Genomic DNA, 12,835 nt, shown 5'->3' on the forward strand with positions numbered 1-12,835 from the left:
ATGCAGTCATTTAAAAAGCACACACTTATCCCGCTGGATCCCCAAGATCCCCTCTCCATAGCGCAAGCCCTGACTCAATACCGACATCAATTGCAGCAAAGCACTATTCTGCGTAAAGGGATGTTCGATATCGAATTTGTCGCCGAGACAGACAGCGGCAACCGCCGCCTGCAGATCGATGATCTGCAAGATTCAGGACTGCGCAGCCTGCTGCAGGAAGCCCTGAGTCTGGGCCCGGATGGCGAAGTATTCACGCTGCCGCCACTCATCAGTGACGAGTGTGACCTCTACCTTTCTGAACCTTTGCTGTTCGCCATTGCCATGCAACACCCTCACCTGACCCCCGAACTGCTGGCCACCGCCGATGCCATGATAGCCTTCGCCCGTTGGCACAACGATGTGTACAACATGTGGTTGGATGAAACCCGGATCTTTGGCGTTGAGGCCCTATTCCTGCTGGCTCGGCGAGCCCCTGAACAGGCCTGGCGGTTGGCGCACTTTCTGGTTGCCAACTGGGATAATGAAGACAGCAATGGTTATGAGCAATTCATGGCGAGGCTGCTCAACCTCAATGGCTGGAGTGAGGAGATGTTGCGAGCCTTTGTCTGGTGTGACAGTGACCGTTTGCGCCAGGGCTTTTTCTACTCGGATGAAACCGGCATGCAAAGCCATCAGGCTCTGGCCGACTTCCTCAAGCAAAATCCGCAGCGATATCTCCAATTCAAACAACTGCTGAGTGAACGTTTACTGAGTTGTCCCAAACTGCTGGCAACCGAGTGGCGCACAACGGAGACTGACGATCCGGTGCAACTCTTTTTTATCAGCATGTTCCCTGCCGCTATCGACTGGTTTGACGTCCAGGAGAGTGAAGCTCTGGAGACGCTATTACAGAGCCACTTTATTCAGGCTCGGCTCAAAGATGAAATAGATACGCTACGCGCATCACTTGAACGCCAGGCAGATGGCCCTCTGGCTTGCCCGGCCGAGGGCTGGCAGCAAGATGCCGACGACAATGAGGATTATCGCCCCGGACAGATGCTACGCCAATTCAAGCCTCTGGTATTAGCGCAACCCCAGGGAGAAGCCTTGTGGCAATATCTGCAAGATGGCAGTCACCCTCAGGCTCTGGAGGCACAACGGCCGCTGGAGATACTCGCCGCCAGTCAGGCCCATGCCCCTCTGTTACATCAGCATATAGTGGATTACTGCGTTTGGGTTGAATCCAACCAACAGATAATCCATGACTTTTGGTTACTGACTTATGAAATGGCCAACGAGCTACTCGACAGTGATAACGAAGACGCCGCCGACTTTGCCGATATTTTGCCATCAGCGACCCCACAGCAAAGACAACAGCAGTACTTACGCTGGTTGGATATCTGGTTTACTTGGCTTGGCAAACCAGAGCTGGAGGATATACGTGAGCAAGTGGTCGATAAACTGCAACTGCTCGACCAACAGCAGTATCTCCAACGCTTCGGCAATCATTCTTAGCAAAGCGCTTGAGCGTTCCCCTTGAGGGACGCTGAGCTTAAAACTAACTCCCGGTGATAGCGGCGCCGGGCTCACTCCCGCAGCAAAGGCAGCAGACGCTGACGGATCTCATCCGGGGTATCAGTTCGACTCTGCCTTACTTGTGCCTTCAAAGGACTCTTTGACCAGACACCTCACCGATACCGCAGCCAGAATAGGCCAACGTAGAAGACGCTGGCCTAATGGCAATAGTGGCTGAGCTCGAAAAGTGCTGGTTCACTCCCGCAGCAAAGGCAGCAGACGCTGACGGATCTTATCAGGAATAGGTCGACTCTGCTCACAACTGTAGTCGTAGTGCACCAGAGTGGTCTTGGCTTCGGCGGTCAACAGCTCTCCCTGCCAACTCTGCTGCAATACTTCGAACGAACTGTTGCCTATGCGGCTGACCGAGGTCAACACCCTGACTGTCTTGCCGTAATAGGTGGGCGCCTTAAAGGCGATGGTGAATCCGGCCACTATCAGGTTCCAGTTAGTCAGATCCAGACCTGGGTTGAAGATTTCGAACACAGGCTCTCTGGCGGCTTCAAACCACACGGGCAGCACAGTGTTATTGATATGGCCCAGGCCATCGGTTTCATTGAATCTGGGTTGAATATCCAGGCTTAACGCTTCCATAGGGTATCCTATTGTTATTATTGTTGATTAAAACTCGCACTTGTCTTTGCAGACCTCAGCTTACCATTCATGGAACATAGCTCAACCATCTTGCCTGCCGCCGTAATCCAGCTGAGGTGTCTCCTGGGTCGTAAGTCTTCGGGGGCAAGAGAAAACGATAAAAAAATCAGGAGAAACAAGCCTGTAAGCCTGCTCGACTGGAATAGCCCTTCCATATACTACTTGCTTGAGAAATAACCTTGGCAACAAGGCCAAGCTTGGGCGCCAATACTACAACAGCCAAGATTGAACCTAAAAGAATCGTGATATTAAAAAGGCTGCCTAAGCAGCCTTATTCGGACTTAACCACCATACATGGCGTTAATTTCGCGGGAATACTTGTGATAGATCATCTTGCGTCTGAGCTTGAGCGTCGGGGTGATTAAACCCGCCTCCATAGAGAAGGCCTCAGGTAACAGGGTAAACTTCTTGATCTGTTCAAAACCCGCCAGCTCCTGTTGCAGGTGTTTGAGCCTTTCTTCAAAATGCTCCACCACATGGCTATGACGTATCAACTCCAGCGGCGACTCATAACGGATCCCCTTCTGTCTGGCCCAAACCTCCAGAGCTTCAAAGGCAGGAACGATTAGCGCCGTCACATAGTTACGGGCATCGGCAATCACCGCCACCTGTTCGATGAAAGGGCAGCAGCCTACTTTGCCCTCGACCCGCTGCGGCGCAATATACTTGCCATTGGAAGTCTTCATCAGCTCTTTGATCCTGTCGGTGATAAACAGATTGCCCTGTTCATCCAGGTAGCCGGCATCCCCTGTTTTGAGCCAACCATCTTCGAAGGCATCGGCAGTATCTTCGGGGCGGTTAAAATAACCACGCATCACGGTATCGCCGCGAACCAAAATCTCATTCTCGGCCCCGAGACGAATTTCCACTTCGGGCATACAGCGGCCATTGGAGCCTGTCACTATGCTCTCCAATGTATTACAGGTAACAGTTGCCGTGGTTTCTGTCATGCCGTAGCCACACAGCACCGGCAGATTGATAGCTGAGAAAAACGCCGCGACCTTGGCATCCAGGGCGGCACCACCGCAAGGCATCAACCGCAGACGACCGCCGAGAGCCGCTCTGAGCTTGCCATAAACCAGCTTATCAGCGAGATACCACTGCAATGACAATTTTTTACTGGGTTGAGCCCGGCCCTGCATCACTTCAAACTGGCGCTCGCCTACAGCCAGTGCCCAGGCAAATAACTTGCGACTGCCATTTCCGGCCCGGGTCACTTTATCCTGTACCGCGCTGTAAACCTTCTCCAGGAATCTGGGCACCACACACAAGGTATGAGGACGAACGGCGGCAATAGCTTCTTTCACCCTGTGAGTGTCAGTGAGATAGACATTTCTGCCACCACGACTGAGTACATAGAAGGTCCAACCACGCTCATAAACATGACTCAGAGGCAGAAAGACCAAGGAGACCTGATCCGCTTCAAAGGGGATCAACTGAAAATGTTGGCGCATGGCTGAAGCGAAGTTACGCTGATCCAGCATTACCCCCTTGGGATCGCCTGTAGTGCCTGAGGTGTAGATCAGAGTCAGCAGATCATCCAGAGTGGCATTCTGTTCGCGGGCGACCAATTCAGTGCGTGCTTCTTCGGTCACAACTTGGTTCAGCAATACATCCAAATGATGATGATGCAGTTTTTCCAAAGTAACATGTTTGTCAAACACCACCACTAGTTCCAATGTCGGACACAATGCTTCTAGCTGACAGGCCAGCAGATACTGAGCCTTATTGGCCACAAACAAGACTTTGGCGCCGGCATCATTGATGATATAGGCAGCTTGCTTCAGGGTGGAGGTAGGGTAAACCGGCACCACAACGCCACGGGCACGAACGACGCCGACATCGGCGCAAGTCCACTGCGGGCAGTTATGGGACAGGATCACGGCGCGATCCTGAACTTCAAAGCCGTTGGCAATCAGGATTCCGGCGATAGCAGCACTGATGCGGTTAAATTCATTCCAGCTGACCTTATCCCAAGGCGCAGCCACTTCGAAGCCTTCCAGGGCGATATCCTCTGCACGCGCTTCAAGCTGCTGACGCAAGAGATGGGTGATTCTGTACTGCTCTAGAGACATAACTCAGTTTACCTTTTTAGCTTACAGCTGTTCCGCTTTTTGCGATTCTACCCCATGGTTCAAGTAAACATAAGAGCTTTTGCTCTAGTTTCGTACAGTATCACGCTCCACTCATAGAGATCAGACCAGTTGTGGTATCAAGGTTCAACGACTCCTGTACGCCATAATCTATGGCTACAACGATGAAACACTACTAGCGCCAATACCAGCATAATCAGGTCAAAGCTCAGCCAAACAACGCTGCCCGAACCTTGTTGTAACCCCCGTGCCAGGCCGGAACTCCAAGTAGAATTGACAATAAACAGCAGCATGGCGCCAGCCAGATAGCCTTTCTGGTGGCTGATACTTCCCAGCGCCAGGAGCAGCGCCGAGCCCCAGAGAGCCGCCAGCAATTGGTGCACTCCAGCTAAGCCATGGGTTTCGCCGACGAACCAATCCAACATCAGGATCAAGGTTAACATCAGCCCCAACAACGCCAGCAATCGGGTTTGACCGCGGGCAAATGCGGTCGTCAACCCAGCAAGACCAGTATGCCCAGGCAGCAACAGCAATAACTCAGCCCCTCGCCAGCGTTGCAGCCGACTCCAGTGCACCAGGGAGCATATGAGCATGGCTAACTGGCCGGCGATATAAATCACCGGCAATTGTTTATGCCAACCTAAATTAACAAGTATCAACAGCAGACTGCTGCCCGGCAGCAGGATCAGCAACCAGCTCAAGGTGGGGCCGATGAAAAAATTGACCGGATGCAGCCAGGCTTCCAACCTCAGCAGCGGCTGCCATATCCCCAGCCTTGGGCCTAAAACCCAACCCGCCTCCAGCCCATTGAGATAGATGCTACGCGCCTGTGGGTGCCAGCAAAGCAAGCGTAACTGTCTGGCGAGCATGACCAATAACACTGTCGTTGCCAACCACCAGCTCCAGGCGGGTAACAGACGGGCAATAGACTCGCTGATTGGCAAACCCAAGAACAGCAGTACCGACCAGTAAAAACACTTCGGATAGCGCAAACATGCCAGTACAAACGCCAGCCCCAGGCTCCAGGCAACACCTTGAATAGCCAAATTCGCAGGTGAAATCGCCAAACAAATAAGCTGAACCAGTATCGCCAGCACTGTGGCCTGCAGCAGTAGCGCCTTTTTAAAACCCGGCACCAATACCAGCCATTCACAGGCGGCCAGACGATTGGATTGCCAGGCAAAGGCGGCACATCCAGAGAGAATTGCCATTGCCTGGAACATCCCGGTCTTGTCGCTATCCCCACTCAACTGTATCACCAGGGCCAAAAACAAGCCCAGTCCGGCCGTTATCAGGAAGCTGACACTGCCGATATCTTTAAGCCATAAGGCAGGGAAAAAAGCCAGCCTCATGAATGCAGCTCCATAAACAGCTGCTCCAGATTCAGGCGGCGGGCATCTATCATGCCGGGCAAGGCCTGCCCCCGATAACCATCCACCACACAGCCGGCACGGGTTGTCGCCAACAGCCGCATGGATTCAGGCAACTGGATGTCACTGTCTGCAGCGAACTTCAGCAAACGCACCTCCTCCCTGAGCGCATCTATCTCCTTAAACAGCAGTAATTCCCCTGCTTTCAACAATGCCAGATGACTGGCGACCCGTTCCAGATCTGAAGTGATATGTGATGAAAACAGTACAGCGGAACCTGATTCCAACGCCAGCTCGAACAGATCAGCCATAAAACGACGTCTGGCAACGGGATCCAGACTGGCCACTGGCTCATCCAACACCAGCAACTGGGGTCGATAGGCCATTGCCATAATGAGCGCCAGAGACTGACGTTGTCCCCCTGAAAGCCGTTGCACCTGAGCTTTGAGATCCAGACCGAAACGCTGCAACCATTGTTGCTGCAACTCCATGTCCCACTGAGGATAGAAACTGCTGTGCATGGCCAGCGCCCGCTCGACACTGAACCCCTCATAACCGAAGGGCTGCTGCGGCACATAGCCCAAACGCTGCTTATGGCCTGAATCCAGCTGCTGCGGCGCCTGTCCCAGAGTCGTCACCAGGCCACTGTCACAGGGAATGATCCCAAGCGCAATACGCATCAGGGTCGATTTACCGGCGCCATTGGCACCAAGCAGCCCTACCACCATCCCTGGCTCCAACTGCAGATCTACCGCGGTTAACACAGATTTGCCGTCGAAGCTCTTGTCGACCTTAGTGAAACACAATAATGACCCGGCTGGCTGTTCCATACTTTTCCCTGTTATTCCTTGGTTTGGGGCCAATATTTGACTATCAGCTGCTGCAGCCCCTGCTGCGACAACCCCAACTGCTGCGCCGTTGCCAACAAGTCTTCAAGCTGCGGCGTTATTATGGCCTCGGCCGATAGACCCTGATGAGCCTGGCGCTGGGCTACCCGGGTTGCCTGGCCGCGTCGCCGCTCCAGCCATCCATGCTCCACCAACTGCTGCACCGCCCTGGAAACTGTCATGGGGTTTACAGCCAGATGCTCAGCCATCTGCCGCACCGAGGGCAATACGGTTTCCTCGGGCAACTGACCGCCGACGATCAGATGAATAATCTGCTCGCTCAATTGGCGGTAGATGGGGTCGCCGCTGCTGGGGTTGACATGCAATAGTTCTAACATTAGCCTTGAAACACTGTATTAATACATTGATACAGTAATTAAACTAACACAATCCGGCAGGAATACCAAAAAGGGACACAAGCATGAAGCAAAGGAACTTTGGCCAACAATACTGGCCTGCCGTAACCAGCATGCTGTTGTTGGCACTGGGGCTCTGTTGGACGCCTCTGAGTCAGGCACAGACAGCTTCCGACAGCACAGGCTGTTATATCGACGGTCTATCTGAACGTCTGCGTTGTGGCACAATTCGAGTCGCGGAGGATCCGCAACAGCCCGATGGCCGCCAGTTGGCAATCCACTATGCCGTCTTGCCGGCCATCAAGAATACCGCCCCCGATGAAGCCGTATTGGCCATTTCAGGTGGGCCGGGACAGTCGGCCATCGAAAATGCCGCCACCTTCAACCTGATCTTAAGCAAAGTGCGTCAAAACCGGGACATATTGCTGATAGATCAGCGCGGCACCGGCCAGTCCAACGCCCTTGAATGTGCAGCGTTGGATCTGGAACAAACCTTGGCCTATAACGACGAAGCACTCGATGTCGAACAGGAAACCCGTAACTGCCTGAGCAAGTTGGATGCCGATATCAGCCAATACGGCAGCGAGCAAGCATTGCACGACTTCGAAGCGGTTCGCCGGCATCTGGGTTATCAGAAACTGCACCTTTATGGCATCTCCTACGGCAGCCGCATGGCCCAGCTCTATATGCGCCACTATCCCGAGGCACTCAAGACAGTGACCCTGGATGGCGTCGTGCCTATGCAGCAGAGCGTGCTGGCCATAGGTGCCGCCATTGGCCGAGCCCAGGATCTGCTGCTGAGCGATTGTGAGCAGGACGCTTTGTGCGCTCAAACCTACCCACAGCTGCGTCAGGAACTGAACCAGCTGGCCGAGCGCCTGGGGCAACATGCGGTGATGAAGAAGGTGCCTCATCCGGTAACCGGCGATATCGCCATGCTGACCCTGACCCGTAGCAAGTTGCTCGGCAGCCTGAGAATGGCGCTCTACAGCCCCTCGGTCAGAGCCTTGCTGCCCTACGCCATCCACCGGGCGGCCATGGAGGAATACCAACCCCTGCTGGGATTAATGGCTCTCAGTGTCGATAGCACAGGTATCGCCATGGGCATGCACGCCGCCGTGGTTTGCGGTGAAGACTGGCCCAGATTGACCGCCGCCGAGCGCCAGCAGGCCGAGGCCAGCGTCATAGGCAAAGAGATGCTCAGCAGCCTGGACAGAAGCTGCCCTATCTGGAATGTCCCGGCCGCGGCGGCCACCTTTGCCGAGCCGATAACCAGCGATATCCCCACCCTGCTGCTTTCCGGAGCCAAGGACCCCGCCACGCCGCCTTCCTGGGGCGAGCTGGCCATGGCCCAGTTGAGCAACGCCAGACACTTGATCTCCCCCTATGCCACCCATGGTGTTGCCGCCCAGTCCTGCGCCAATGAGCTGATCGCCGAGATGGTCAAGGGCACGGCGCCGGACAAGTTGGATGGCGAGTGTCTCAACAAAGATGTGCGTCGCAGTTTCTATCTCAACGCCAGCACAGTGGAAGCCATTCCAGGAGGAACAAAATGATCAAGGTGACCAATCTGAGTAAGCGCATCGGCAAGGTTCAAGCCCTGGATGGCCTGAGTTTCAGCGCCGAAGACGGCATGATTACCGGCCTGCTCGGCCCCAACGGCGCCGGCAAGACCACCTGCCTGCGCACTGTATTTGGCCTGCTGAAACCGGACGAAGGCATAGCCGAAGTCGACGGCATAGATGTCGGCCGCAATCCTCTGGCGGCCAAGCAGCAACTGGGGTTGTTTCCGGATCCCTTCGGCCTCTATGAACGCCTGAGCCCGAGGGAATATATTCGTTTCTTCGCTGAACTCAGCGGCATGCCAAGTAAGGCCGCCAAGCAGGCAACCGCCGATGTGCTCGGCAAACTCAAGATGGACGATATTGCCGACCGCCACTGCAAGGGCTTTTCCCAGGGGCAGCGGATGAAGACGGCACTGGCTCAGGCCATAGTGCATCAACCGACCAATATTATTCTCGACGAACCCACCCGCGGGCTGGATGTAATGAGTACCCGGGTACTGCGGGAGCTGCTGTTGGATCTCAAACGCCAGGGCCACTGTGTGCTGTTCTCCAGCCATGTGATGCAGGAGGTCGCAGCCCTATGTGACAAGGTGATTGTCATGACCCAGGGACGCGTGGTAGCCGTTGGCAGCCCGGCCGATCTATGCCGTCAAACCGGTAAGGAGTCATTGGAAGATGCCTTTATACAACTGATAGGCACGGATGAGGGGATAGCCGCATGATGAGTCGACTCTTGACACTGGTTCGCAAGGAACTGCTGGATGCCGCCCGCGACAAGCGCTCTGTAATGGCCGGTCTCTACTATGCCATAGGCACGCCGCTGATCATGTGCGGTCTGTTTGTGGTGCTGATTGGTCAGCTCTCCAGCCCGGATGATCTGCAAATTCGCATAGACAACGCCGAACAGGCGCCGGATCTGGTGCGCTATCTCGGCCAGAAGGGGATCAATCAGGACAGCGGCGAGCAGGCAGGCGCTCTGATACTGCAGATAAGCGAGCAATATCGGGCGCAGATGGCCAAAGGCGAAAGGGCCGAGGTGATCCTGATAGCCGACAACTCGGATGAAAAGCTGCAGAAATCGATTCGCCGTCTGGAGCGGGCACTGCAAGGTTATTCCTCCGAAATGGGCAGCCTGCGCCTACTGGCCCGCGGCATAGACCCCAGGATAATGCAGCCGATTAAGGTGCAATTGCAGGATCAGGCCACGCCAGACTCCAAGGGCGGAATGATCCTCGGAATCGCCATCTTCACCATGATCTACTCGGTATTTATTTCCGGGATGAATCTGGCGATAGATACCAGTGCCGGCGAACGTGAACGCAACTCATTGGCGCTACTGCTGAGTCACCCTGTCACCCCGGGGCAATTGGTTATCTCCAAACTGCTGGCGGTAACTGTGTTTGCCATGCTGGGCTTGATGCTGATTTTGCTGATCTCCAAGTTTGCCTATCCCATGGTGCCCTGGCAGGAGCTCGGCTTCAGCATCAGTATCAGCGCCGAGTTTATTGCCCTGATGCTGTTGATAGGCTTGCCGGTCGCCCTGCTGGCCGCCAGCATGCAACTGTTTGTGTCCTTCCTGGCCAAGACCTTCAAGGAAGCCCAGTCCTATCTGACCATAGTGCTGTTCGTGCCCTTGGCCCTGGCAATGACCGCCAGTTACGACATAGCGCCGGACACCTTGCAGTGGTTGCCGGTTTCGGGGCAGCAACAGGCATTGATGGCCTTTATCAAGGGTAAGGAGTTGCCGCTGCTGCAGCTGTTGGTATCCAGCTTGCTGACGTTGGCTATAGCCGCAGCCCTGGTGCTGGGGCTGGAGCGCTCCCTCAAGAGCGAAAAGGTGGTGTTCGGCCTCTGATCCAAACCCCAAGGCCGCAAAAGAAAAGGCAAGCCGAGATTCAATGTTGGCTTGCCTTTCGATTGACGAAACCCCGAAACCCGCCCCCCGAAACCCAAGGGTATCGGCAGGATAAAAACCTGGGTGGCGCTTATTTCGCCTTGGGACGAAACGGCTTGATCACTGTCTCGTCGCATTCGAGGAAGGGGCCTTCCATCAAATCGATGCAGTAAGGAATCGCCGGGAATACCGCATCCAGGCACTCACGAATCGACTTGGGCTTACCCGGTAAGTTGACTATCAGGGTGTCGTCTCTCAGCCCGGCGGTTTGCCGTGACAGAATCGCCGTTGGAACAAACTTGAGTGACTCGGCGCGCATCAGCTCGCCAAAGCCAGGCATCATACGGTCGCACACGGCTTCGGTCGCCTCGGGCGTAACATCGCGCTTGGCCGGCCCTGTTCCCCCAGTGGTCACCACCAGACAACAGCCGTCTTCATCGGCCATCCGCTTGAGGGTGGCTTCAATCACCGCCCTCTCGTCCGGGATCACTTCATAAACACTTTCCCACTCACTGGTGAGATAAGCATTGAGAGTCTCTATGATCGCCTTACCGGAAATGTCTTCATAGACTCCGGCGCTGGCACGGTCACTAACGGTTACTATCCCGATTTTGGCTTTGGCCATGCTGTTCCCCTTGGCAAAAATGCTTGTGTTGCAGTGGCGCCTAACATACCACAATTAGGCTTTCCTGCCCCCATCAGCGGGAGCATTTTGTCGTCTCGGGGGCGGGAGTCTCAAGAGGCTTGGTTCTCAGCCTATGCCAGGCGCTCAATACCAGCAGATACAGGGTCGCCACCACAAACGCCAGCACAGTTCCCCAGGCAATGCCGAGCCGCGGATAGAGCCAGCTCACCGCAATCACATAACACATGAGTGACCCCAGGCCTCTGGGATAATGCTTGATAATGGTTTGCGCCTGCGGCGCACCATAGGCCAGATGAATGATCAACAAAAACGGATAAAGCGTAATGGGGAAAGCGGCCAGAATACCGGCCTGAGCCGGCGTCAGCAGTTTGGCCGCCGCCGTGACCAACAGCACTATTATGGCGGCTGCCGCAGCCCTAAGCAGCAATACCAGTGGGCTGAGGCGAACGGGCTTGGCTACTGTGGCATCCGGTATTTTGGCAAGCACCAAACCCACAAGCACAATCGCCAGCAGCAGCGCCAGGCTTCCGCCGAGGAGATTAAGATTCAACAGACTCAGAAGATAGCCACTGAGGCCAAAGGCCAGCAATCCCAGCCCTGATCCCAGCAGTGCCACTAACGGCAGTGGCCGCTCGCCGCCGAGACGAATACCCAGGGCATAACCACAAATCAGCAGCAACGAAGCGATAAAACCGGACAAGGCCGCGGTGGCACTGGCGGCAGCAAAGGGCTCACCCAATTCAATGCCGATAAAAAACAGCGCGATAGCCGTACCAAGCGGATAGCCGGACAAAATACCCGCCACTCTGGGGCTGACCCGCTCGGCCACCAGCGACAGGCCCACCACGGCTATGATGGCGGTCGCTATTTTGGCGAGTAACAGGCTATCCATTTCCCTTCTCCCGACACTAGAGCAGGCGCCTGGCCTGCCAATACTTTTGCTTCCAGTAGCTGTTATCCAGCGATGAGATCATCACCCCCTGACTGGTAGAGGCGTGCATAAACTCATTGTTGCCTATATAGATCCCCACATGGCGGCTACTCCAGCCAGTCTTGAAGAACAGAAGATCGCCCACCTTGAGCTGGCTTTTCTTGACCGCGAACCCCAGCTTGCGCTGTTCCTCCACTGTGCGCGGCAGCATGATGTCGCTCAATCGCCGGTAAGTCAGGCTGACAAAGCCCGAACAGTCGACACCTCGCTTGCTCATGCCTCCCAAACGATAGGGAACCCCATGCCATTCTCGCTGCATCGTCAGCAGCCGCTGCTGTGACAGGGGCGCTTGCTCAGAGCGCTTGGCTTCAGACTCAGTGCCGTCTTGGGGCCTAGCCACAGTAGCCGGAGCGGAAACAGGATCGGGACGACCGGAACAGCCACTCAGGGCGCCCAACAACAGGAATGTCGCCAATATCTGCCACAGCTGCATGCTCTTTCCAACTCAGATGCCATTGAAGAACCCCTAATGTGCAATAAGCCGCCGCTATTTGCAAAAATCTGTGGTTAACATTGAGTTTTCCTCGGCCAATAAAGCAGATATTTCAATTGAGCTAAGAGGTTTTCATTTAAACCGGCATGCCAAAGAGTCACAGCGACAAGAAAAAAAGAAAAGACAGGACAGCCATATCTTTTTAAAAAGAAAAGACGAAAGAAAAGACAGGACAGCCATATCTTTTTGATGTTTAGCACAGCTTTGACTAGGCTTTAGAAAAGACAGGACAGCCAAATCTTTTTGATGTTTCGCCCAGCCTTGACTAGGCTTTGAAATACCCATCAAAGCTCAGTCGAGGTTGGTTATGACCACCGCCCGTCGCCAGTTGA

At 54.7% G+C, this 12,835-nt stretch carries 12 protein-coding genes; 4 read left to right on the top strand and 8 right to left on the bottom strand.

Annotation, left to right across the window (positions count from 1 at the left end; genetic code table 11):
* The gene (locus ACMHXE_RS09245) at nt 1-1,494 is read left to right on the top strand and encodes a hypothetical protein (RefSeq protein WP_224868333.1); all 1,494 of its coding nucleotides are present in this window, start codon (nt 1-3) and stop codon (nt 1,492-1,494) included.
* Between the two features lie 255 nt (nt 1,495-1,749).
* Here the strand turns inward: ACMHXE_RS09245 and ACMHXE_RS09250 are convergent, their stop codons facing one another.
* The 5 genes from ACMHXE_RS09250 to ACMHXE_RS09270 all read right to left on the bottom strand — a co-directional run bounded on the left by ACMHXE_RS09250 (nt 1,750) and on the right by ACMHXE_RS09270 (nt 6,896).
* The gene (locus ACMHXE_RS09250; protein ID WP_413732065.1) at nt 1,750-2,148 is read right to left on the bottom strand and encodes an acyl-CoA thioesterase; all 399 of its coding nucleotides are present in this window, start codon (nt 2,146-2,148) and stop codon (nt 1,750-1,752) included.
* Nucleotides 2,149-2,489: 341 nt separating this feature from the next.
* A complete protein-coding gene (locus ACMHXE_RS09255; RefSeq protein WP_413732066.1) occupies nt 2,490-4,283 on the bottom strand; it encodes an AMP-dependent synthetase/ligase in 1,794 nt (597 codons plus the stop codon).
* A 137-nt stretch (nt 4,284-4,420) separates the two neighbouring features.
* Nucleotides 4,421-5,653 carry a hypothetical protein gene (locus tag ACMHXE_RS09260; protein ID WP_101057391.1) on the bottom strand — a complete coding sequence of 411 codons (1,233 nt, stop codon included), beginning with the start codon at nt 5,651-5,653 and terminating at the stop codon, nt 4,421-4,423.
* The gene (locus tag ACMHXE_RS09265) at nt 5,650-6,501 is read right to left on the bottom strand and encodes an ABC transporter ATP-binding protein (RefSeq protein WP_286996539.1); all 852 of its coding nucleotides are present in this window, start codon (nt 6,499-6,501) and stop codon (nt 5,650-5,652) included. Before ACMHXE_RS09265 ends, ACMHXE_RS09260 begins: the two co-directional genes overlap by 4 nt.
* Nucleotides 6,502-6,512: 11 nt before the next feature.
* Nucleotides 6,513-6,896 (bottom strand): GntR family transcriptional regulator, encoded by a 384-nt coding sequence (locus tag ACMHXE_RS09270; protein ID WP_101057393.1) that lies wholly within the window; start codon nt 6,894-6,896, stop codon nt 6,513-6,515.
* Between the two features lie 83 nt (nt 6,897-6,979).
* Between ACMHXE_RS09270 and ACMHXE_RS09275 the strand changes: the two genes are divergently transcribed.
* From ACMHXE_RS09275 to ACMHXE_RS09285, 3 genes are read left to right on the top strand one after another with little or no spacing between them, the layout of a single operon-like run.
* Nucleotides 6,980-8,470 (top strand): alpha/beta hydrolase, encoded by a 1,491-nt coding sequence (locus tag ACMHXE_RS09275; RefSeq protein ID WP_413732068.1) that lies wholly within the window; start codon nt 6,980-6,982, stop codon nt 8,468-8,470.
* Nucleotides 8,467-9,201, top strand: coding sequence for an ATP-binding cassette domain-containing protein (locus ACMHXE_RS09280; RefSeq protein ID WP_028780402.1), 735 nt, complete (start codon nt 8,467-8,469; stop codon nt 9,199-9,201). The genes ACMHXE_RS09275 and ACMHXE_RS09280 overlap by 4 nt, the downstream gene beginning before the upstream one ends.
* Entirely contained in the window at nt 9,198-10,334 is a 1,137-nt protein-coding gene (locus tag ACMHXE_RS09285; RefSeq protein WP_373296866.1) for an ABC transporter permease, read from the top strand. Before ACMHXE_RS09280 ends, ACMHXE_RS09285 begins: the two co-directional genes overlap by 4 nt.
* Before the next feature lie 130 nt (nt 10,335-10,464).
* Here the strand turns inward: ACMHXE_RS09285 and mog are convergent, their stop codons facing one another.
* From mog to ACMHXE_RS09300, 3 genes are all read right to left on the bottom strand, one after another.
* Nucleotides 10,465-10,998 carry a molybdopterin adenylyltransferase gene (gene mog / locus ACMHXE_RS09290; RefSeq protein WP_025009110.1) on the bottom strand — a complete coding sequence of 178 codons (534 nt, stop codon included), beginning with the start codon at nt 10,996-10,998 and terminating at the stop codon, nt 10,465-10,467.
* Nucleotides 10,999-11,071: 73 nt separating this feature from the next.
* Nucleotides 11,072-11,911, bottom strand: a complete 840-nt coding sequence (locus ACMHXE_RS09295; protein ID WP_189577825.1) for a hypothetical protein — start codon at nt 11,909-11,911, stop codon at nt 11,072-11,074.
* 16 nt (nt 11,912-11,927) lie between these two features.
* A complete protein-coding gene (locus tag ACMHXE_RS09300) occupies nt 11,928-12,443 on the bottom strand; it encodes an NlpC/P60 family protein (RefSeq protein ID WP_101057397.1) in 516 nt (171 codons plus the stop codon).
* Nucleotides 12,444-12,835: the final 392 nt, after the last annotated feature.

It is taken from the genome of Shewanella sp. BJSY2023SW007 (assembly GCF_047314525.1).
In the GTDB taxonomy this organism is placed as follows: Bacteria; Pseudomonadota; Gammaproteobacteria; order Enterobacterales; family Shewanellaceae; genus Shewanella; species Shewanella chilikensis.

Coding starts and splice junctions, on each gene's coding strand:
- ACMHXE_RS09285 (WP_373296866.1), top strand. CDS start 9,198: ATGATGAGTCGACTCTTGACACTGGTTCGCAAGGAACTGCTGGATGCC.
- ACMHXE_RS09275 (WP_413732068.1), top strand. CDS start 6,980: ATGAAGCAAAGGAACTTTGGCCAACAATACTGGCCTGCCGTAACCAGC.
- ACMHXE_RS09255 (WP_413732066.1), bottom strand. CDS start 4,283: ATGTCTCTAGAGCAGTACAGAATCACCCATCTCTTGCGTCAGCAGCTT.
- ACMHXE_RS09295 (WP_189577825.1), bottom strand. CDS start 11,911: ATGGATAGCCTGTTACTCGCCAAAATAGCGACCGCCATCATAGCCGTG.
- ACMHXE_RS09280 (WP_028780402.1), top strand. CDS start 8,467: ATGATCAAGGTGACCAATCTGAGTAAGCGCATCGGCAAGGTTCAAGCC.
- ACMHXE_RS09245 (WP_224868333.1), top strand. CDS start 1: ATGCAGTCATTTAAAAAGCACACACTTATCCCGCTGGATCCCCAAGAT.
- ACMHXE_RS09300 (WP_101057397.1), bottom strand. CDS start 12,443: ATGCAGCTGTGGCAGATATTGGCGACATTCCTGTTGTTGGGCGCCCTG.
- ACMHXE_RS09260 (WP_101057391.1), bottom strand. CDS start 5,653: ATGAGGCTGGCTTTTTTCCCTGCCTTATGGCTTAAAGATATCGGCAGT.
- mog (WP_025009110.1), bottom strand. CDS start 10,998: ATGGCCAAAGCCAAAATCGGGATAGTAACCGTTAGTGACCGTGCCAGC.
- ACMHXE_RS09250 (WP_413732065.1), bottom strand. CDS start 2,148: ATGGAAGCGTTAAGCCTGGATATTCAACCCAGATTCAATGAAACCGAT.
- ACMHXE_RS09265 (WP_286996539.1), bottom strand. CDS start 6,501: ATGGAACAGCCAGCCGGGTCATTATTGTGTTTCACTAAGGTCGACAAG.
- ACMHXE_RS09270 (WP_101057393.1), bottom strand. CDS start 6,896: ATGTTAGAACTATTGCATGTCAACCCCAGCAGCGGCGACCCCATCTAC.